The organism is Achromobacter sp. RW408 (genome assembly GCF_003184165.1).
GTDB classification, from domain to species: domain Bacteria; phylum Pseudomonadota; class Gammaproteobacteria; order Burkholderiales; family Burkholderiaceae_B; genus Achromobacter; species Achromobacter xylosoxidans.
Map to the genome: position 1 here is coordinate 649049 of NZ_QHHO01000047.1, position 18431 is coordinate 667479.

The window sequence follows — 18431 nt, forward strand, 5'->3', positions numbered from 1 at the left end:
GAAGGAAACCGGGCGCTGTGGAAGGAGGTCGCGAGGCCAGGACATTCGTGGTCTGGCAACGTCGCACCGCGCCCGGCATTATAAGGGCCAGGACGCTGCAACAGCCCCTTGCAAACGTGACAACGCAAATGGCGCCGCGGGCCGATGGCGGCCCTAAGATGAAGGGAAATCCCCGGCGCGTCGCCATCCTGGGACGCCCACAACCGGAGACGTCATCATGCTGAAAACCGCCATCGATTCTTCCGCCGCCGCGACCAAACCGGAACCGGCCAAGGACAAGGCTGCCACCGTCGACCCGCGCAAGGGCACCGGCGTCCTGCCGATGCCCGACCAGAGTCCCACGGTCGCCGGCATGCCACGGCAGGGCCGCGCCATCGAGCCCCCCGGAGATCCCGGCATCATCACGCCGGAGGACGATCTGCTCGATACCTCGTACGAAAACCGCAAGCCCTGAGGCGCCGCGCGGGTCGTCAGCCGACCTTGGCCACCGCTTCCTGGCGCGTGTCGACCACCGTCAGGATGGCCAGGAATCCGCTGATGTCGAACACCTCGCGCACGTGCGGCTGCATCGCGCACAGTGCGAGCGCGCCGGCGCTCTGCTTCAGGCGCTTGGCCAGCACCAGCACCACGCGCAGCCCGGCGCTGGAGATGTAGTTCAGGTTCGACATGTCGAGCACGAAGCGGTGCTCGCCCTTTTCCACGTGCGACAACAGGTCCGCTTCGATGCCCGCGGCGTTGCCGCTGTTGATCTGCCCTTCGGGCGAGACAACCAGCACTTCCCCGACTTTCTCGATTGCGAGATTCATAGAGGTTCCCGGAAATTGACCGGCGCCCCGGATCCCGGCGCTTGCGGGCGGCGGCGCGATGCCGAGATGATACGCGAGGCGCCCGCGCAGCCAAACGCAAACTTCAAAACGCGCGCGGCATAGCCTGCCGGTACGCCGTCGGCGCGCATTCGGGCATACTTCCACCTGCACGTGTACCACTGAACGCAAGGCGACCATGCCCTCTCAGCCCGATACGCTTGACCTCCTCCCCGACGCCCGCGCCGTTGCTTCCGCCATCGAATGGCTGGAGGCCATCGCCGAGCGCGACGGCTGGTCACCCAAGCTGAGCTTCGGTCTGTCCTTGAGCCTGGACGAAGCGCTGACGAACATCGTTTCGTATGCCTTCGACGATCCCCTGCTCGCGCCCGATCCTGCCCGTGTCAACCTGGCCTGCCGCCAGGATGACGAATGGATATCGCTGGAGATAATCGACAATGGCCGACCGTACGATCCCACCAAGACAGCGCCTCCCCCATTGGCCGCCACGCTCGACGACGCCGAGATCGGCGGCCATGGCGTGCGGCTGATGCAGCACTATCTGCACGACCTGCGCTACACGCGCGACGGCGACCGCAATCGCCTGACCCTCGTGATGCGCGCCGCGTGACTCACCGGCGCGTCCCATCAAGACGCGCTATCGACAACTTGCAGTGCACAGACAGAAAGTACCGAACGAAACCCGGTGATCTGTCACTCATGCATAGACTGCGCGCCGGTTGCGCGTGGCCCCCGCTCAGATGCCGCCCGTGAACGCTCCCTATCGTCCAGAAGGATTGCTTGCCCGCCCCCTGCATGCTCGCGTCGACGCGAGCGCCGTGGCCCACAACCTCGCGCGCTTGCGCGCCGCGTTGCCGGACAGCGACGCGCCACGGCTGTGGGCCACGGTGAAAGCCGACGCCTACGGCCACGGCCTGGCGCGCGTGCTGCCGGCCCTGCGCGACGCCGACGGCCTGGCCGTGCTGCACCTGGACGAAGCCCGAGCCTGCCGGCAACTCGGATGGAATGGACCGGTGCTGGTCTATGGCGGCCTGTACTCTCCCGCCGACACCTTGTTGCTGGACACGCCGGACCTGCACCTGGTCATCACCCACGCCGCGCAACTGCAATGGCTGGCGCAATCGCCGGCGCGCGAGCGGCCGGCGATCTGGCTGCGTTTCGCCGGAGACATCCATCACACCGGCTTCTGCGCGGACGACTATCGCGCCGCCTTCGAACAGGCCCGGCAGCTGGCCGCGCGCGGCCTGGTCGGCGAAATCGGCCACTTGAACCACTACGCCCGCGCCGATGAAGCCGACGGCGTCGGCCAGGCCGACGCGCACTTCCGCGAGGTGGTCCGCGGATTGCCGGGCCCGGTGTCCACCAGCAATTCCGCCGCCGTGCTGGGACATGCCGGCCTGGCCGCCGGCACGCAATGGGTGCGCCCCGGCCTGGCACTGTATGGCGCCAGCCCCTTCGCCGACCGCAGCGCGGCACAGTTGGCATTGCGGCCCGCAATGTCGCTGCACTCGCAAGTGGTCGGCATTCAGCGCGTGCGGGCCGGCGCCGGCGTCGGCTACAGCGGCGCCTTCGTGGCGCCGGCGACCATGGACGTCGGCATCGTTACCTGCGGCTATGCCGACGGCTATCCGCGCCATGCGCCCACCGGCACGCCGGTGATGGTGGCCGGCGTGCGCACCCGCCTGCTTGGACGCGTGTCCATGGACATGATGGCGGTGGACCTGGATCCCATCCCGCAAGCCGCCATCGGTTCCCCCGTGACGCTGTGGGGCGCGGACGGCCCGCCGGTCGAAGAAGTGGCGATGGCCGCGGGCACCATCGCTGCGCAATTGCTGACTGGCTTGAGCGCGCGCGTGCCGGTGGCGCTGGCCGGCGCCACGCGCTGAATGACGGCGCCCAGGACACGCGGCGCCTCCCCGACGCAAGCCGCGGCGCGGCGCGCCACGGCGGTACCGTCGCTGGCGTCAGGCCGTTTCTTCGCGCGGCCTGGCCGGCGCGAACAACAGGAACACCAGCGTCGCGCCCAGGTAGATCACGCCGGTCGCGGCCAGACCCGCGCCCATGCCGGCGGCGCCGAACATCGCGCCGACCACCAGCGGACCGGCCATTTGGCCCAGCTTGTCGGCAGCCCGCATGACGCTGGTGGCGCCCGCGGCGCCGTAGCGCTGCACATCCGGCAGGGCCAGCATGTAGGGCGATTGCGACGCGCCGGCGAAGCAGCTCGCCAGCGCCAGCAGCAGCACCGCGGCGGCGGCGGCCAGCAGGCCGCTGTTGAAGTACAGGCCCAGCATGCCGGCGCTGCCCACCAGGCCGCCCAGCACGATCCAGCTTTTCTTGATGCTGCTGCGATCCACCACCCGCCCCATCAGCGGCCCGACGTAGATGACGCACAGGCCATAGATCATCAGCACCCGGCCGATGCTGGACGCGGCCACGCCTTCGGCTTCGAGATAGAGCGGCAAGGCGAAGGACAGCAGGCCGACCTGGGCGATAGAGAACGGAATCACGCTGCCCAGCAGCAACAGGCCGAAGTCGCGCGTGCAAAGCAGGCGCAAGGTATCGGTGAAATGCGCGGGGACGCGTCCCGCCGCCTGCGCGGCCAGCTTGCGCCCGCGATCCATGTAGGGGCGCATCAGCACCAGCACGCCCGTCAGCGGCATCGCCAGCATCACCGCGCCCACCGCGAAGACGGCGCGAAAGCCCACCTGCTCCATCAGCATCGCGCCCACCGCGGCGCCAGACAGGTGCCCGGCGAACAGGCCGGCGATCACGCCGGTCATGTTGCGGCCACGATACTGCGGCGGGCTGCGTGTCACGATGAAGCCCTGCAGCCCCATCCACGTCAGGCCGTAGCCCAGGCCCACCAGGCCGCGCGCGGCGCTGAACATCAGCAGATTGGCGGCGGCGGCGCAGGCCAGCATGCCCGCGGCGGACACGCCCAGGCCCGCCAGCACCGGCACCTGCCAGCCCCTGCGGTCGGTCAGCCGGCCGGCCAGCAGCGAGGTCAGCAGGCCACAGCCCATTTCCACCGAGATCGGCAGGGCCAGCAACAGATTGGCCGGCAGGTCCAGGCCACCGGCCGGCAGGCTGCGCGCATACAACGGCAGGAAGCCCAGCGGCAACGCCCACGCGAACAGGAAGCCGAACATCACCGGCCGCGCGATGCGTCCCACTTCGGATTCATCGTCGGGACCGACGCGGCTGCCGTCGGCCAGGGTGGCGCGCGCGGCGAAGGCGCGGTTCATCAGCAGCGCCAGCAGCAACAGCATCTCGATCGCGGCCACCAGCGCCACCGCCACCACCGTCACGGCATCCAGCGCGCGACCGCGCACCCCCGCGGCGATGACATCGCCGGACAGGCGCAGCACCAGGTCGCCATGCGCCTTGGGATCGGCCAGTGCCGCGCCGAGGGGCAGCACCAGCGTCAGGTCGTCGGCCTGCGGCCGGCTCACGGGCAACTGCGACACGTCCAGCGCCCCGCGCGCATCGGCGCCGTAGAGGACGCGGCCGTTGCGGTCGGCCAGTTCGATCTGCGCCACCGCCGGGAAAGTGCCGGCCAGGCGGCTGAACGGCGCCTCGACGCCACGCAGCCGGTCCACTTCCAGCCCATAGCCGAGCACCCGGTTCAGGTCGCGCTGCAGGCCCTCGGCCAAGAGGCCGACGTTATTGCGCGTCACGTCGAGCCAGCCGCTGCGGAAAGTGGAAATGGTGTAGGCCGCGTACACGCCCTGTGCCAGCACCAGCGCCAGCAACGGCACCACGAAACGGGCCCGGCCGCCGGCGGCCAGCGAGGTCAGCGGCACAACGTATTTGAAGACCGCCGCCAATCCCAATCCGACCAGCACCGTAACCAGCAACAGCACCTGCAGGTTGTCGATGATGAGCCGGCGACTGGCCTCGCCGTCCTTGGCGGCGGACAGCACCACGGCGCCCACCACCTTGCCGCCCGCGGCGATCAGCGGCACGGCCACCGTCACCCCGTCGTCGGCAACGCCGACCAGGGCGCCGGAGCCACGGCGCGCCAGGCCCGCCGCGAGCGGGCCGCCCGCATCCAGCGTGCGCGCCAACCGCGCCGCGCCTTCGGGCAGCTCGCCCTGCGTGGCCAGCGCCTGGCCATCGGCCAGCAGCACCGCGGCGCCCTGCACGCCGCGCGAGCCCGCGGCCCCATCGCGCAACGTGTCGCGCAGACCGAAGTACTGTTCAAGCGGCTTGCCAAGGCGCAGGCCGTTTTCGATATTGCCGGCGACGCGGCGCGCCACCACCTCGACGCGGTCGGCGGTGGTATCCACCACCAGCCGGTTCAGCGCGGACAGGCTGAGCGCGCCGATCAATGCCTGCGCCAGCAGCAGCACGGCCAGACAGGCCAACGTCACTTCAAGCACGGGGCGACGACGCAACCCATCGAGCACTATTTGTATTGGTTCGCTACGCATGGGGCCCCGCCGCCGCAAAGTATTTACACACGGGCACCAATGGTATTTACAATTAATGCAAATTGCATCTTATTTCACGCCTTCACCTCATCCGCCGCCTATCGCCCCCATGTCGTTGCGCTCGCTCCGTAGCAAGATTTTTCTACTGGTCGTAGCGCTGCTCCTGGCGGTCGCGGCATTCGTGATGCTGACCACCCAGCGCAATGTCACGCGCACGGTGGTCAACAGCGAGCGCCACGCCGTCAGCAACGTGATGGAACTGGTGCTGCGGGATGCCGAGGCGCGCTGGGGCGCCCTGCTGGCGGACAAGATTTCCACGGTGCGCAGCGGCCGGCGGCAGTTGATGCAGAGCGGCACGGTGGTGGCCGCGGCCCTGAACGCCTATGCCGACATGGCCGAGCGCGGCATCATGACGCCCGGCGCGGCCAAGGGCATGGCGCGCGCCTGGATCAATCGCCTGAAACTCGACGACCGCCGCTACGCCTTCGTCTATGACGCCGACTTCCAGGTGCTGGCCAGCGGCAACCCGGACATGATCGACCGCGACCTGTCGTCGCTGTCCGACTTCAAGAACCGGCCGCTGGCCCAGGCCCTGCTGGAGGAAAGCCGCAGCTCGGGCTATGGCTTTGCCATCTACCGCTGGCCGCCGTCGGCCCAGCGTGGCGATGGCGAAACGCGCTACGCCTATTTCGGCTACTTCCGTCCCTGGAACTGGGTCTTCGCCATCTCCGACAGCGCCCAGGATGTGATCGAGCAGATCGAGACGCGCCGCGCGCAATTGGAAAACTCGGTGCGCGACACGCTGTCGAAACTGACGCTGGCGCAATCGGGCTTCATCTTCATCGCGGCCGATGACGGCCGCATGGTCGTGGCGCCTCCCGAGGCGCGCGCCGGCCTGCTCGACGCCAAGGATGGCCAGGGCGAAACGCTGCGCGCGCTGCTGGCGCGCCAGGACCGCGGCGGCAAGCTGCAAAGCCTGCGCTTCGAGGGCGGCGACGGGCCCTGGCAAATCGACAGCGCCCGCTTCGCGCCGCTGGGCTGGACCGTGGTGGCGGTGGTTCCCGAAAGCGACCTGACGGCGCCGGCGCGCGAGCTGCTGAATCGGCAGGCGCTGATCTTCGTCGGCATGATGCTGGTGGCGCTGGTATGCGCCTGGCTGGTGGCGGCGCGCATCGTGCGCCCGCTGGAGACGCTGACCCACTATGCCCGCCTGCTGCCCGAGCAGGACCTGACCGCGGCATCCAGCGTGCCCGCCTACATCGCCGCGCTGCCGGACAGGCACAAGGATGAGGTCGGCCGGCTGGCGGCATCGTTCCTGTTCATGGACCGCAAGCTGCGCGAGAACATCTCCCGGCTGATGCGCGAGACCACGGCCCGCGAACGCTTCGAAAGCGAGCTCAATATCGCGCGCGCCATCCAGCTCGGCCTGTTACCGGTGCCGCTGTCGCCGCTTACGCGGGAGCAGATCGACCTGAATGCCGTGATGCTGCCGGCCAAGGAAGTCGGCGGCGACCTGTACGACTACTTCACCCTGCCCGACGGCCGGCTGTGCCTGGCCATCGGCGACGTTTCGGACAAGGGGGTGCCGGCGGCACTCTTCATGGCGGTGACGCGCACCTTGATCCGCGCCACCGCCGAGGACGAGACCGACCCGGCGTTGATGATGCAGAAGATCAACAATCGCCTGTCCGAAAACAATCCCAACATGATGTTCGTCACGCTGCTGGTCGGTGTGCTGGACATGACCACCGGCGAACTCAAATGGGCCAACGCCGGCCACCTGCCGCCGGCGGTGGTGGGCGCGGACGGCGTGGTGCGGTTGCTGGAAGGCCGCAGCGGCCCCGCCTGCGGCGTCCAGGAGGACCTGGAGTACCGCTGCCTGTCGACCGTGCTGGCGCCCGGCGAGATGTTCGTGGGCTACACCGACGGCATCACCGAGGCCGTCAATCCGCAGAATGCGCAGTACGGCGACCCTCGCCTGCTGGCCGTGCTGTCCAATCCCCCCGTGCCGGCGGCCAGCCTGGCCAAGCGTCTGCTGGAAGACGTGCAGGCCTTCGCCGACGGCGCGGAACAATCCGATGACATCACATTGATCGTGATCCGCCGCCCATGAAGACATCGCTGTCCACCCTATTGCTGAGCCTGGCCCTGCTGGCGCCCGCCGCGAGCCTGGCCCAGGCCGCGGCGGCGGCCCCCACGGCCGGTCGTGCCGCGGCCGCGCCGCCCGTCGCCACGCCACAGGTGTTCCCCACCAAGCCGGTGATGCGCCCCGACGGCAGGAAATGGCGCATCGGCTATTTCGAGAGCGGCGACTACAGCGAATATCCGCGCACGCTGCGCGTCATCGTCGATGGCCTGCAGAAACTGGGCTGGATCACCGTTCCCGTCATCCCCGACGGCCTCAATGGCAGGCAGATGTGGGAATACCTGGCCGACAACGCCCGCAGCGACACGCTGGAATTCGTGCGCGACGCCTGGTGGCAGCCCGGCAACTTCGACGCCGCGCAGCGGCCCGCCGTGCGCGAATCGATCAAGCAGCGCCTGGAGGGCAGGAAGGACATCGACCTGATCATCGCCATGGGCACCTGGGCCGGTCAGGACATGGCGGGCCTGGGCGCGCCGGTGCCTACCATCGTGGCCTCGACCAGCGACGCGGTCGGCTCCCGCATCACCCGCTCGGCGCAGGACAGCGGCCTGGACAATCTGCACGCGCGCGTCCAGCCTGAGCGCTATCAGCGGCAAGTGCGCCTGTTCCATGAGATCGTGCCGTTCAAGCGGCTCGGCCTGGTATACGAGGATAGCCCCGAAGGCCGCACTTACAGCGCGGTCGAGGCGGTCGAGCAGGTGGCGCGCGAACAGGGTTTCAAGGTGCTGACCTGCAACGCGCCCTCCAATGGCATCGCGCCCGAAGTGGCCACCCGCAATGCGCTGGAATGCTATGCCAGGCTGGCGCCGCAGATCGACGCGGCCTACGTCACGGTGCATCGCGGCGTTACCCCGACGTCGATCGACACGGTGGCCGAGATCCTGCGGCAGGCGCGGGTGCCCAGCTTCTCGATGCTGGGTTCCGAAGAGGTCAAGCATGGCCTGTTGCTGAGCCTGGCGCAGGCCGACTATTCGTACGTCGGCCTGTTCTATGCCGAGACCATGGCGCGCATCTTCAACGGCGCCAAGGCGCGCGAATTGAGCCAGGTCTGGATCGATCCGGCCAAGATCGCCTTGAATCTGCAGACCGCCCGCGTGATCGGCTTCGATCCGCCCGTGGATATCCTGCTGGCGGCCGACGAAGTCTACGAGGCGCGGTAACCCGCAGCGTCCGCACTGACGAGTCGGCCATAAAGGCAAGCGTTTCGCGTGGCTGCAGTGGTCGATGGCTTGCATCGGCAGTGCCGACAGATCCTGTGCCAGACCTCATGTTGCCGCGCATTTGAGGAACGTGGGCCGCGGAGGCCGACGAGCCTGACCGGGGTCCGCCCCGTTGCCTGCTGCTCCCGCTCACAGCTGGACGAGAGCCCGGGCGCGGCAGATCGCGGCCAGCCGATCGGAATCATCGCCGTGCTGCCGCCACAGTTGCAGCAGCCTGTCGGCACCGGTGCTGCGCGTGTCGATGGCGTATCGCGCATACGCCAACCAATCGCGTTCGGCCGGCGCCAGGCCGCCCGCGGCCACCGCCAGCACCTCATCGGCAAGCGCGCGCACCGCAGGATCATGGAGCGCGTCGCGTATTGCGTCGGCGCGCATCGCCCTCAACCGCAACCACCCCCACGCCCGCAACAGGTCTTCGGCCTGCGACAGATTGCGCATCAGGCCCAGTTGCAGCGCGGACGGCGCCATCACCAGCGTCGCCGCCACCGCGGGGCCGGCCTCCTGCAGCAACTGCCCATCGGCAAAGCCCGCGCCCGGCGCGCGGCCTTCGATATAGCCGCTGGCGCCCAGGCGCGCGAACAAATCCTCGATGCCGCCAGGCTGCCGCCAGGCGCTCCGCAACGCATCCAGCGTCGGTGGCGCCGCCAGTCGGTAGCGCCAACGCGCATCCAGGAAATGCGCGAACTGCGAATACTCGAAGTGGCTGCCTTGCGGCGTGATGGTCACCACCTCACCAGTATCCGTGCGCAGGCCGCTCCAGCCTTCGGACGCCAGGAACGCCGAAAGCGACGGCGAACCACGCAAGTAGACACCCGCGGCCGATTTGTAGCCTTCGTCAACCGCCAGCGGCAGGCACCGGCTGACGGTGCCCGGCGCGAACATCCAGCGGAAATAATCGCCCAGATCCACGAACGGACGCTCGGGCAGACGCTGCAGATAATGATCGCCGGCAAAGCGCGAATGGCGGAACATGCGGTCCCACACGGTCAGCCGGTTTTCCTTCAGGCCGGTGACGCGACCGTTTTCCAGCGGGCTGTTGGCGAAGATCGCGATGCTGGCTGGCGCCAACGCCAGTACCACGTTCAGCGCGCGCGCCGCCTGCGACACGTCCACCGACGTGCACGGGCTGTTCTGCGCCTTGGCGTCGATGCCCACACGGTGCAGCCATTCCCGATGCCCGACCAGTTCGCGATAGATCGGTCGTGGCACATGCACCGACGCATACCAGGCGGGGTCCAGTGTGCACTGCGGATGTTCGGACGCGTTCAAGATCACCGCATCCTCGCCGTGCAAGGCGGCGCTCGCATCCGCCAGTTCGCGTCCCACACGCCGCGCCAGTTCGGCCAGCCCCCCCTCTTCCTCGGACACCGGCGCGAGCGCGGTCTCCAGCAGGTTGAAGCCGTTGTCCAGGCCGCTTTCGCCGGCCGCCACCGATACGCCGACGGTTTTCCCGTCGATGCGCACCAGGTCTGGCGCCTCGCCGCGCGCGGTCTTGATGGCCGCCAGCGCATCGAAGTAGCCCACCACGGGATGGCTGGTGCCGCTCTCCCTGCGCGCCACCACCATCTCCATTTCCAGTCCCAGCGTCTGTCCCGCTCGCGGCGTCATCGCCCAGCTCCGGCAGGGCGGGCACGATTGCAGGGGATGGCAGCACTCCTCAAAACGGTCTCCTTGTCCTTCCACACACGGCGTACAGCAAGTTGAGTGACAGCAACCACCCCGGCGTTCCTCGGTGGTCGGGCCGAGCGCTTCATTAGCGCTGCGGCATACCCGCGAACCGGCGTGTCAGGATGTCGACAAACGCTTCCGTCACCACCGACGGCGCCGTCTGCGCGGGATAAGCCATGCAGACGCGCACCGGCAGGCTCGGCGTGAACGGCCTTATCGCCAGTTGCTGCGCGAACACGTCGGCAATGTACGGATTGACGATGCCCAGGCCGGTGCCGGCAGCGGCCAGCGCGCAGATCGTCGAGGAATAGGTGGTCTCGATTTCGGACACCGGCTGCACCTGGTGCGCCAGCATGGCGCCGCGCAGCTGCAGGTAGACGTCGTCGTCCGCGTTCAACACCAGCAACCGGCGCTCGTTCAGGTCGGCGATGCCGATGGCGGGCAGCGCGGCCAACGGATGGTCGGGCCGCATCACGCAGACCGCCGCGCTCTCGTGCAGGCTGTGCAGCGCCAGGTGCGCGCCGTCCAGCGGCACCGTCGTCACCACCACGTCGTAGGTGCCATGCAGCAGGCCTTCGCGCAGGTACTGGCTGCCAACGGTCTGCATGTTGATGTGCACGTCGGGATAGCGCTGCGCGAATTCCTCGACCGCGCCCGGCAGCATGCCCAGGCCCAGCGCCGGCGTGCAGGCCAGCCGCAGCACGCCGCTGCCGCTGCGGCGCATGGCTGCCACGCGGTCCTCGATGCGCTCCAGGCCCACGAAGTGCCGCTTGACGGTGTCGAACAGGTCCTTGGCCTCGCGTGTCGGACGCAGGCGGCCACGCTCCATGTCGAACAGCTTCAGGCCGCTGGCCTGCTGCGCCTGCGCCAGCAGGCGGCTGATCGACGGCTGGGTGGTGCGCAGCATCTGCGCGGCACCCGTGGTGGTGCCGGCCAGCATTACCGCGTGGAAGGCTTCGATCTGACGGAAATTCAGCGGTCGGCTCATGGCGTCACAGGGTATTGCAAACCTGCATAGCCTATGCCGAAAAAAGAATTTTTTCAAATACTCTCGCCACTCCTACACTCGTGGCTCCCAGGGTGTGGTCACTCGCGCCCCTCTTGAAATCCAACTGCTGTGGGGAATTACCATGTCTTCATGCCGTCCCTGGCGCCGCCGCGTCCTGCAAGCCCTTTGCCTGACCCTCGCCGGCGCGGCCCTGCCGTTCACCGTGCAGGCCCAAGCCAATTATCCCGACCGACCGTTACGGATCATCGTACCGTTCACGGCCGGCGGCAGTTCGGACATCCAGGGGCGCCTGCTCGCCGAACACCTGGGCAAGCTCTATGGCCAGTCCGTCGTGGTCGAGAACCGGCCCGGCGCCGGCGGCCATATCGGCGGCAAATACGTGGCCGATTCCGGGCCCGATGGCTACACCCTGCTGCTCGGCTCCATCGGCCTGCACGCCACCTATGGCGTCTACAAGACCTTGAACTACCGCCCCGCCGACGACCTGAAGCTCATCACCATCGTCGCCGAGATGCCGCACGTCGTGGTAGCCAATCCAGCGCTGGAGGCCACCACCCTTGCCGAGCTTACCGCGCAGGCCAAGGCCAAGCCGGAAACGCTGCACTTCGGCTCGGCCGGCGTGGGCTCTTCGGTACACATGGTAGGCGAACTCTACAAGACCGCCTCCCAGGCCCCGATCGTACACATACCGTACCGCGGCAGCTCGGCCGCCCTCAACGACCTGCTCGGCGGCCAGATCCAGCTGCTGTTCGAGAACGTGCCCACCACCATCGGCTACATCCAGTCCGGCAAGCTCAAGGCGCTGGCCATCACCGGCGCCACGCGTTCGGCCGCGCTGCCCGACGTTCCCACCGCCGCCGAGGCCGGCCTGCCAGGCCTGACGGTCACCTCCTGGACCACGCTGGCCGCCGGCAAGGACGTGCCCGACGCGCTGATCGAGAAGATCAGCGCCGACCTGCGCCGCGTCTACGCCGACCCCGCGTTCCGCGCCGGGCTCGAACGCCTGGGCATGACCCCGGTGGGCAACACCCCGGCCGAGGCGCGCGCCTTCGTCGAACGCGAACGCGCCCGCTGGAACAAGGTCATCGAGGCCGAACACATCAGCGCCGGTTGAACTTCTTTTCCTGACCCATGACTCGCATGACCACACCCATCGCCTGCCGCCGCCTGGGCGCCGCGCCGCATCACCATTTCTTCGGCTACTACAACAAGACCGTCTGGCACCGTGACGGCCGCTATCTGCTGGCCAATCGCACCGCGTTCAAGGATGCCGTGCTCACCCCGCAACTGCAGGCCGAAGTGGGCTACTTCGACCTGCGCGACGGCGGACGCTACCACGCCGTCGGCGCCACCACCGCCTGGAACTGGCAGATGGGCTGCCAACTGCAATGGCTGGACGGCAAGGCCGAACCGCAGCTGATCTACAACTGCCGCCGCGACGACGAAAGCGGTTTCTATCCCGGCCTGCGCTCGGCGGTGCACGATCTCGCCACCGGCGAAACCCACTACCTGCCGCTGCCGATCTACGTCGCGGCGCCCAACAGCCGCTACGCGCTGTGCGTGGACTACAGGCGGCTTTACATCACGCACCAGACCATCGGCTACAGCGAACACGCGCCGGGCCCGGTGGCCAACGCCCCGGCGGACGACGGCATCCACGCCCTGGACCTGGACAGCGGCGACCACCGCCTGCTGGTCAGCTATGCCGAACTGCGCAACTTCCACCCGCGCGCCTCGATGGAGCGCGCCATCCACTGGGTCAGCCACATCGAGGTCAACCCGTCATCGACCCGCATCCTGTTCCTGCATCGCTGGACCGAACGGGTCGAGGACGAAACCTGCTTCCTGCACCGCCTCATCACGATGAATCCGGACGGCAGCGACATGCGCCTGCTGGAATGCTCCGACCACCCCTTGCCGCAGCTGGCCGCCGACTTCGATCCGAACGCGGTCGGCACCTTCGACTACGAGAAGTCGGAATACCAGATCTCGCACCCGCTGTGGCGCGACGACCGCTCGATCATCGTGTGGGGGCCGCACGCCGGCAGCATCCACTACCACCTGTACGAGGATGCCGACGGCGGCCAGGTGCAAGTGGTCGGCGACGGCATCCTCACCGAGAACGGCCACATGACTTTTTCGCCGGTGGACACCCGCTGGCTGCTGAGCGACACCTATCCCGATCCCGTCACGCACGAACGCATCCTGTTCCTGTACGACATGCGCACGGGACAACGCCACGATCTCGGCAGCTTCTACGCCGATCCCGCGCTGTCCAAGGAAAACCGCTGCGACCTGCATCCGCGCTGGAGCCGCGACGGCACCCAGGTCTGCATCGATTCCGTGCACGAAGGCGAGCGGCAGATGTACGTGCTGGACGTGGGCCCGATCGTGCGGGCTTGAAGGCGATCGACGGAATGCGGCGGCCGGGCTGCCCGCGAGGGCGCCGCCTCAGCCCTCGCGCGCCACCTGGCGCAGCGCCTGTTCGAACACGTCGGCCGGCTGGCCGCCGGACACCAGGTACTTGCCGTTGAGGATCACCGACGGCACGGACGTGATGCCCCGGTCGCGCCAGTCGGCCTCTTCCTTGCGCACCTCGTCGGCATAGCGCCCGGACGCCAGCACCTCGCGCGCCTGCGCTTCATCCAGTCCCGCGTCGGCCGCGGCCCGCGCCAGCACCTGGGCATCGCTGGTGTCGTGGTTCTCGTAGTGATAGACCTCCAGCAGACGCTTCTTCAGCGCGGTCTGGCCGGCCTGGCCCTGCAATCCGGCCCAATGCAACAGGCGATGGGCATCGAAGGTATTGAACGAGCGGTTGTCATCCTCCATGCGCATGCGCATGCCGACGGCTGCCGCGCGTTCGCTGATCACCTTGCGATTGGCCTGCACCTGCTCGCGGCTGTAGCCGTATTTCGCCATCAGCCGTTCGATGGTGTTCTGCCCGCCCTTGGGCATGTCGGGATTGAGTTCGAACGGCCGGAAATGCAGTTCGACGTCGGCCTCGCCCGCCACCCGCTCCATCGCGGCCAGCAGGCCGCCCAGGCCCACCGCGCACCAGGGGCAGGCAACATCGGACACGAAATCGATAGTGATCTTGGGCATGGCAATCTCCGGGAACAGGCGATTAGCGTAGAACATTGCCGCGCGCCGCCATGCAAAAGCCCTGGGCCTGCCAGGGATTCAGGGCAAATCCGGCTGCCGGCGCCAGGCAGACAGGCAGGTTGAATGCTTGCTGGACCACATCATCTATGCCGTGGCCTGACGCGCCCCTTCATTCGAACAGGATCCGCTCGATCGCGCGCACCCGGTCCCGCCGGCGCCTGACCGCGCGGACCGGCCTGCCGAACACGCGCTTGCGTTGCGTGGCTTCCCGGCTGGCCTGCAGATGCTCGACGTAGATCTCGTCGCACGGCGCATTGTCGGTCTTGTCGAAGATCCAGCAATAGGCAACGGGCAGCCGCGCCAGCCGATAGCGCGGCTCGGCGCGGGCGGCGTCGCTGTCGAGCAGCCGCTCGAGCACCAATTGATCCCATTCATCCGGATTCTCCGCGCAAGCCTGCGCCCAGGCTTGCAACAACGCGGTGGCGGCCGGCGTATGGTTGATGAACAGCGTGCCGCTCAGCAGATGCCCCTGCGGCTCGTAGTAGGCGGCGATATCGCAGTCCAGCGCGGCCAGCGCCGGCCATGGGTCGCGATGAAACACCGCGTCCACGTCGACGTACAACATGGGGCCCGCGTGCTTGCGGCGCATGGCAACCAGCACCGACGGCTTCATGGACGCATTGCGCACCCAGGACCCGGTGGATTCGATCGGCTCGGCGTCGACGGCCAGTCCCAATCTTTGCGCCGATCGCAGCAGACGGTTCTTTTCCGTCTCGTAGATGCTGTCGCGCGTGAAGAACGCGACCACCACGCCGGTGGCGTCACCGCCACGCCGGTCCGGCGCTCCCGTATCCCGCGGAAAGCTCGGCACCACGCGCGTCTGCTCCGCGGACCACCCGAACCACTTGCGTCGAAACCAATCGAACATGCTGCGCCACGCTTTTCAAGATGAGGTAAAGCGGGCGTACCGGCAGCGTCGGATCGACAGCGCGGCGGCAGGCTCGCACAACGCGGCATCCCGCCGCCGCGTGGCGCGTTTGCCGGGCCGCGCAAGCGGGCGCGGGATGACGCGCAGGCGGAGTGTATGAATCGCCGCATTTGGCGTCCATGTATTTGCAATCAGTCGAAATGCAAAGCGCCATGCTGAAACACGCGCCCTGCGGACTTCCCTGGGAAACCCGGCCACCGGGTCAACACAACTTTCAACTGGCTTTCCAGATTACGGCCTGTCGCGGGCCAGATCAGGCGTACTGCGCCAGGCCGCGTCCCAGCGACCAGTTTTCTTTCACGACCTCGACGAGACTGACGAACACGTCCTCGGACCGGATGCCTGGATTGTCGCCGAGCAATGCCGCGATCCGCTGGAACAACGCCTTCTTCTGCTCCACGCCGCGCGTGTTGTTCGCCGTGATCTGAATGAACACGAGATCGTCGCTGCGGGCGACATCGAGGTAAGTCGCACCGTAGCGAAAGTTCGCGGCCTCGTGCTCGGTCAGGAACATGAACTGGTCGTCTTCGGGAACATCGAATGTCTCGCGCATCGCGCGATAAACGCCATCGAAGATCGCCTGCCTGTAAGCCTCCGTCTTTCCGGTACGCAACGAGATATGAGCGAGCGGCATCGTGGATTCCTCCATGGTTGTCAGCCTTCATGTTATCTATTCTGATAACGTATGGATCTTTATTTCAACGATAAATTATTGAAATGACTGAGCGCGCCCTCGACCTGGAAGCCGTCCGAGCCTTCATCCGCATTGCGGAACTCGGGAGTTTCACCCGCGCCGCCGAAGCCTTGCAGACCACGCAGGCGGCGGTCAGCCTGCGGCTCAAGCGGCTCGAAGACAGGCTGGGATTCAGGCTTGTCGAACGCACGCCTCGCAGCGTGGAACTTTCTGCACAGGGCGCGACCTTTCTCGAACATGCGCGCGAACTCATGCAGGCCCATGACCGGGCGGTCTCGGTTGTCGCGCAAACGCGGCGGCGTCTCGCCATCGGCATCAGCGACCATGTCGCCGGCCCGGAACTGCCCGCCTTGATTGCCCGCATGAACGCGCAGGACCCGCAACTGCTGATCGAAATCCGGATCGGATCGTCAGCGGAGCTGCTTCAGAGTTTCGACCGCAGGGAACTCGACACGGTGATCGTCCGCTTCCACGCGGGCCGCGGCGATGGAGACCTCCTCGCCGAAGAGAAGTTTGGCTGGTTCGCCATGCCGGGCTGGCAACATCGCGCGGGAACGCCCCTGCCGCTGGCCACGATGGCCGAACCTTGCGGCGTGCGCGCCATGGCTGGACAGCTGCTCGACGAGGCAGGCATACCCTGGACGGGAGTATTCGTGGGCGGCGGCGTGATGGCGGTCGCGGCCGCCGTGATGGCCGGGCTCGGCGTTGCCGCGCTCTCCGCGCGCATGGTGCCGTTCGGGGCGGTCGACGTCGGCCCCAGGCTGGGGTTGCCGGAATTGCCGCGCCTGCCCATTCTGCTTCATACCAGAGTCAGGGACAGCCGGGCGCGCGACGCGCTTGCCGCGCTCTCGGCCGCCTTTCGCAGCGTGGCGCGAAACTGAGGCAGGCAAACAACAGCGGGCAACAAAAAACCCGCAGAACCAATGTTCATGCGGGTTTGTGACATTGCCGGCAAGGCCGGGCAAGGCTTGGGGAAATCTTGGCGGACAGAGGGGCCGCCAACATTAGTTCCAGGACAGTCCAAAAAATACTAAATTTCCCTTTAAAAACAACATTCTTATAGAAAATATTGTCCGCCAGATTCCAATAAATTCCGATCAAATCCGCTACAATTTTGATAGTCAATTTGTGAGTTGAAAAATGGCGCGATCAATCAACAGGCTAACGGCCATTGGGGTAGCCCGACTGGAAAAGCCGGGGCTGTACAGCGATGGCGGCGGCCTCTATTTGCAGATTACAGCGGCTGGCGTGAAGTCCTGGCTGTTGCGCTATATGCGCAATGGACGCGCTCGGGGGATGGGCCTGGGGCCTCTTCATACGATCAGCCTTGCCGAGGCCCGCTCCAAGGCTCTCGCCTGCCGCCAGCAACTGCTTGAGGGAATCGATCCCCTGGAGGCCAAGAGCGCCGCCAAGATAGCGGAAAAGCTCTCTGCGGCCAAGTCGATCACGTTCGATCAATGCGCCGACGCATATATCGCGGCCCACCAGGCGGGCTGGCGGAATGCCAAACATGCTGATCAGTGGACAAACACTCTGAGGACATACGCGAGCCCGGTCTTCGGCGCGGCAACTGTCTCCCTTGTCGATACCCCGCTCGTGCTCAAGGTACTTGAGCCAATCTGGCAGACGAAGACAGAAACCGCCACGCGGGTACGCGGCCGGATCGAATCCATCCTGGACTGGGCGACCGTTCGCGGCTATCGGACTGGCGAGAATCCCGCACGCTGGAAGGGACACCTGGATCATCTGCTGCCCAAGCGATCCAAAGTGCAACGCGTTAAACATCATCCCGCATTGCCGTACAAGGATGCCCCTGCGTTCTTTCAAACGCTGCGCGCCCAATCCAGCAACTCGCAAAAGGCTTTGGCCTTCCTCATCCTGACCGCTACCCGCACCAACGAAACGATTGGGGCTCAATGGAAGGAAATCGATCTGTCGGCTGGCACCTGGACAATCCCTGCGGAGCGCATGAAAGCGGGCAAAGAGCATCGCGTACCTCTGTCCAAAGCTGCACTTGAGCTTCTACATGAAGCGTGGACGGAGCATGCGGCCGGCGATGACTATGTGTTCGTTGGGCAGAAGGTGGGGCGCCCTCTTTCAAATATGGCGTTCCTCCAACTGCTGAAACGGATGAACCGCGGCGATATCACTGCGCATGGATTCCGCTCCACCTTTCGGGACTGGGTAGGGGAAGTCACGCATCACGCACGGGAAATCGCCGAAGCCGCGCTCGCTCATACGATCAAGGACAAGTCAGAGGCGGCGTACGCTCGCGGTGATCTTTTCCTGAAACGCCGGCGAATGATGGAGGACTGGGCCAACTTCCTTGCTGATCAATGAGGACAAT

16 protein-coding genes are annotated in these 18431 nt (G+C 66.8%); 9 read left to right on the forward strand and 7 right to left on the reverse strand.

What is annotated here, in order from left to right; all coding sequences use genetic code 11:
- Positions 1–217: 217 nt before the first annotated feature.
- Positions 218–454 (forward strand): hypothetical protein, encoded by a 237-nt coding sequence (locus tag DK459_RS19140; RefSeq protein ID WP_006388681.1) that lies wholly within the window; start codon positions 218–220, stop codon positions 452–454.
- Between the two features lie 16 nt (positions 455–470).
- Here the strand turns inward: DK459_RS19140 and DK459_RS19145 are convergent, their stop codons facing one another.
- A complete protein-coding gene (locus tag DK459_RS19145; RefSeq protein WP_006388680.1) occupies positions 471–806 on the reverse strand; it encodes an STAS domain-containing protein in 336 nt (111 codons plus the stop codon).
- A gap of 196 nt (positions 807–1002) precedes the next feature.
- Here DK459_RS19145 and DK459_RS19150 point away from each other — a divergent pair, with 196 nt between their 5' ends.
- On the forward strand, positions 1003–1434 hold the full coding sequence (locus tag DK459_RS19150; protein WP_006388679.1) for an ATP-binding protein: 432 nt from the start codon (positions 1003–1005) through the stop codon (positions 1432–1434).
- 130 nt (positions 1435–1564) lie between these two features.
- The gene (alr, locus tag DK459_RS19155; RefSeq protein ID WP_110134980.1) at positions 1565–2710 is read left to right on the forward strand and encodes an alanine racemase; all 1146 of its coding nucleotides are present in this window, start codon (positions 1565–1567) and stop codon (positions 2708–2710) included.
- Between the two features lie 78 nt (positions 2711–2788).
- On the opposite strand, the gene DK459_RS19160 is transcribed toward alr, so the two are convergent.
- The gene (locus DK459_RS19160) at positions 2789–5197 is read right to left on the reverse strand and encodes an MFS transporter (protein ID WP_233256827.1); all 2409 of its coding nucleotides are present in this window, start codon (positions 5195–5197) and stop codon (positions 2789–2791) included.
- 169 nt (positions 5198–5366) lie between these two features.
- Here DK459_RS19160 and DK459_RS19165 point away from each other — a divergent pair, with 169 nt between their 5' ends.
- Entirely contained in the window at positions 5367–7370 is a 2004-nt protein-coding gene (locus DK459_RS19165) for a SpoIIE family protein phosphatase (protein WP_054444337.1), read from the forward strand.
- Entirely contained in the window at positions 7367–8563 is a 1197-nt protein-coding gene (locus DK459_RS19170) for an ABC transporter substrate-binding protein (protein ID WP_110134982.1), read from the forward strand. The genes DK459_RS19165 and DK459_RS19170 overlap by 4 nt, the downstream gene beginning before the upstream one ends.
- Positions 8564–8752: 189 nt before the next feature.
- Here DK459_RS19170 and DK459_RS19175 read toward each other — a convergent pair whose 3' ends face one another.
- Positions 8753–10231, reverse strand: coding sequence for a glutamate-cysteine ligase family protein (locus tag DK459_RS19175; RefSeq protein ID WP_006388673.1), 1479 nt, complete (start codon positions 10229–10231; stop codon positions 8753–8755).
- A 145-nt stretch (positions 10232–10376) separates the two neighbouring features.
- Positions 10377–11279 (reverse strand): LysR substrate-binding domain-containing protein, encoded by a 903-nt coding sequence (locus DK459_RS19180; protein WP_006388672.1) that lies wholly within the window; start codon positions 11277–11279, stop codon positions 10377–10379.
- Positions 11280–11421: 142 nt separating this feature from the next.
- Here DK459_RS19180 and DK459_RS19185 point away from each other — a divergent pair, with 142 nt between their 5' ends.
- Entirely contained in the window at positions 11422–12414 is a 993-nt protein-coding gene (locus DK459_RS19185) for a tripartite tricarboxylate transporter substrate binding protein (protein WP_006388671.1), read from the forward strand.
- A gap of 17 nt (positions 12415–12431) precedes the next feature.
- Positions 12432–13703: a hypothetical protein gene (locus DK459_RS19190; RefSeq protein ID WP_006388670.1), complete on the forward strand. Its 1272-nt coding sequence runs from the start codon at positions 12432–12434 to the stop codon at positions 13701–13703.
- 48 nt (positions 13704–13751) lie between these two features.
- On the opposite strand, the gene DK459_RS19195 is transcribed toward DK459_RS19190, so the two are convergent.
- The 3 genes from DK459_RS19195 to DK459_RS19205 form a co-directional block, all read right to left on the reverse strand.
- Entirely contained in the window at positions 13752–14402 is a 651-nt protein-coding gene (locus DK459_RS19195; RefSeq protein ID WP_006388669.1) for a DsbA family oxidoreductase, read from the reverse strand.
- Positions 14403–14571: 169 nt separating this feature from the next.
- Positions 14572–15330 (reverse strand): putative nucleotide-diphospho-sugar transferase, encoded by a 759-nt coding sequence (locus DK459_RS19200; RefSeq protein WP_233256829.1) that lies wholly within the window; start codon positions 15328–15330, stop codon positions 14572–14574.
- 313 nt (positions 15331–15643) lie between these two features.
- A complete protein-coding gene (locus DK459_RS19205; RefSeq protein WP_026382496.1) occupies positions 15644–16024 on the reverse strand; it encodes a tautomerase family protein in 381 nt (126 codons plus the stop codon).
- Between the two features lie 83 nt (positions 16025–16107).
- Here DK459_RS19205 and DK459_RS19210 point away from each other — a divergent pair, with 83 nt between their 5' ends.
- Positions 16108–16965, forward strand: a complete 858-nt coding sequence (locus tag DK459_RS19210) for a LysR family transcriptional regulator (RefSeq protein ID WP_070542880.1) — start codon at positions 16108–16110, stop codon at positions 16963–16965.
- 259 nt (positions 16966–17224) lie between these two features.
- Complete coding sequence (locus DK459_RS19215) at positions 17225–18424, forward strand: site-specific integrase (RefSeq protein WP_070542884.1); 1200 nt, start codon at positions 17225–17227, stop codon at positions 18422–18424.
- The last annotated feature ends 7 nt before the right edge of the window (positions 18425–18431 follow it).

Excerpts from the sequence above, each read along its gene's own strand:
- DK459_RS19140 (WP_006388681.1), top strand. The coding sequence starts at position 218 with ATGCTGAAAACCGCCATCGATTCTTCCGCCGCCGCGACCAAACCGGAA.
- DK459_RS19145 (WP_006388680.1), bottom strand. The coding sequence starts at position 806 with ATGAATCTCGCAATCGAGAAAGTCGGGGAAGTGCTGGTTGTCTCGCCC.
- DK459_RS19150 (WP_006388679.1), top strand. The coding sequence starts at position 1,003 with ATGCCCTCTCAGCCCGATACGCTTGACCTCCTCCCCGACGCCCGCGCC.
- alr (WP_110134980.1), top strand. The coding sequence starts at position 1,565 with ATGCCGCCCGTGAACGCTCCCTATCGTCCAGAAGGATTGCTTGCCCGC.
- DK459_RS19165 (WP_054444337.1), top strand. The coding sequence starts at position 5,367 with ATGTCGTTGCGCTCGCTCCGTAGCAAGATTTTTCTACTGGTCGTAGCG.
- DK459_RS19170 (WP_110134982.1), top strand. The coding sequence starts at position 7,367 with ATGAAGACATCGCTGTCCACCCTATTGCTGAGCCTGGCCCTGCTGGCG.
- DK459_RS19175 (WP_006388673.1), bottom strand. The coding sequence starts at position 10,231 with ATGACGCCGCGAGCGGGACAGACGCTGGGACTGGAAATGGAGATGGTG.
- DK459_RS19180 (WP_006388672.1), bottom strand. The coding sequence starts at position 11,279 with ATGAGCCGACCGCTGAATTTCCGTCAGATCGAAGCCTTCCACGCGGTA.
- DK459_RS19185 (WP_006388671.1), top strand. The coding sequence starts at position 11,422 with ATGTCTTCATGCCGTCCCTGGCGCCGCCGCGTCCTGCAAGCCCTTTGC.
- DK459_RS19190 (WP_006388670.1), top strand. The coding sequence starts at position 12,432 with ATGACTCGCATGACCACACCCATCGCCTGCCGCCGCCTGGGCGCCGCG.
- DK459_RS19195 (WP_006388669.1), bottom strand. The coding sequence starts at position 14,402 with ATGCCCAAGATCACTATCGATTTCGTGTCCGATGTTGCCTGCCCCTGG.
- DK459_RS19200 (WP_233256829.1), bottom strand. The coding sequence starts at position 15,330 with ATGTTCGATTGGTTTCGACGCAAGTGGTTCGGGTGGTCCGCGGAGCAG.
- DK459_RS19205 (WP_026382496.1), bottom strand. The coding sequence starts at position 16,024 with ATGCCGCTCGCTCATATCTCGTTGCGTACCGGAAAGACGGAGGCTTAC.
- DK459_RS19210 (WP_070542880.1), top strand. The coding sequence starts at position 16,108 with ATGACTGAGCGCGCCCTCGACCTGGAAGCCGTCCGAGCCTTCATCCGC.
- DK459_RS19215 (WP_070542884.1), top strand. The coding sequence starts at position 17,225 with ATGGCGCGATCAATCAACAGGCTAACGGCCATTGGGGTAGCCCGACTG.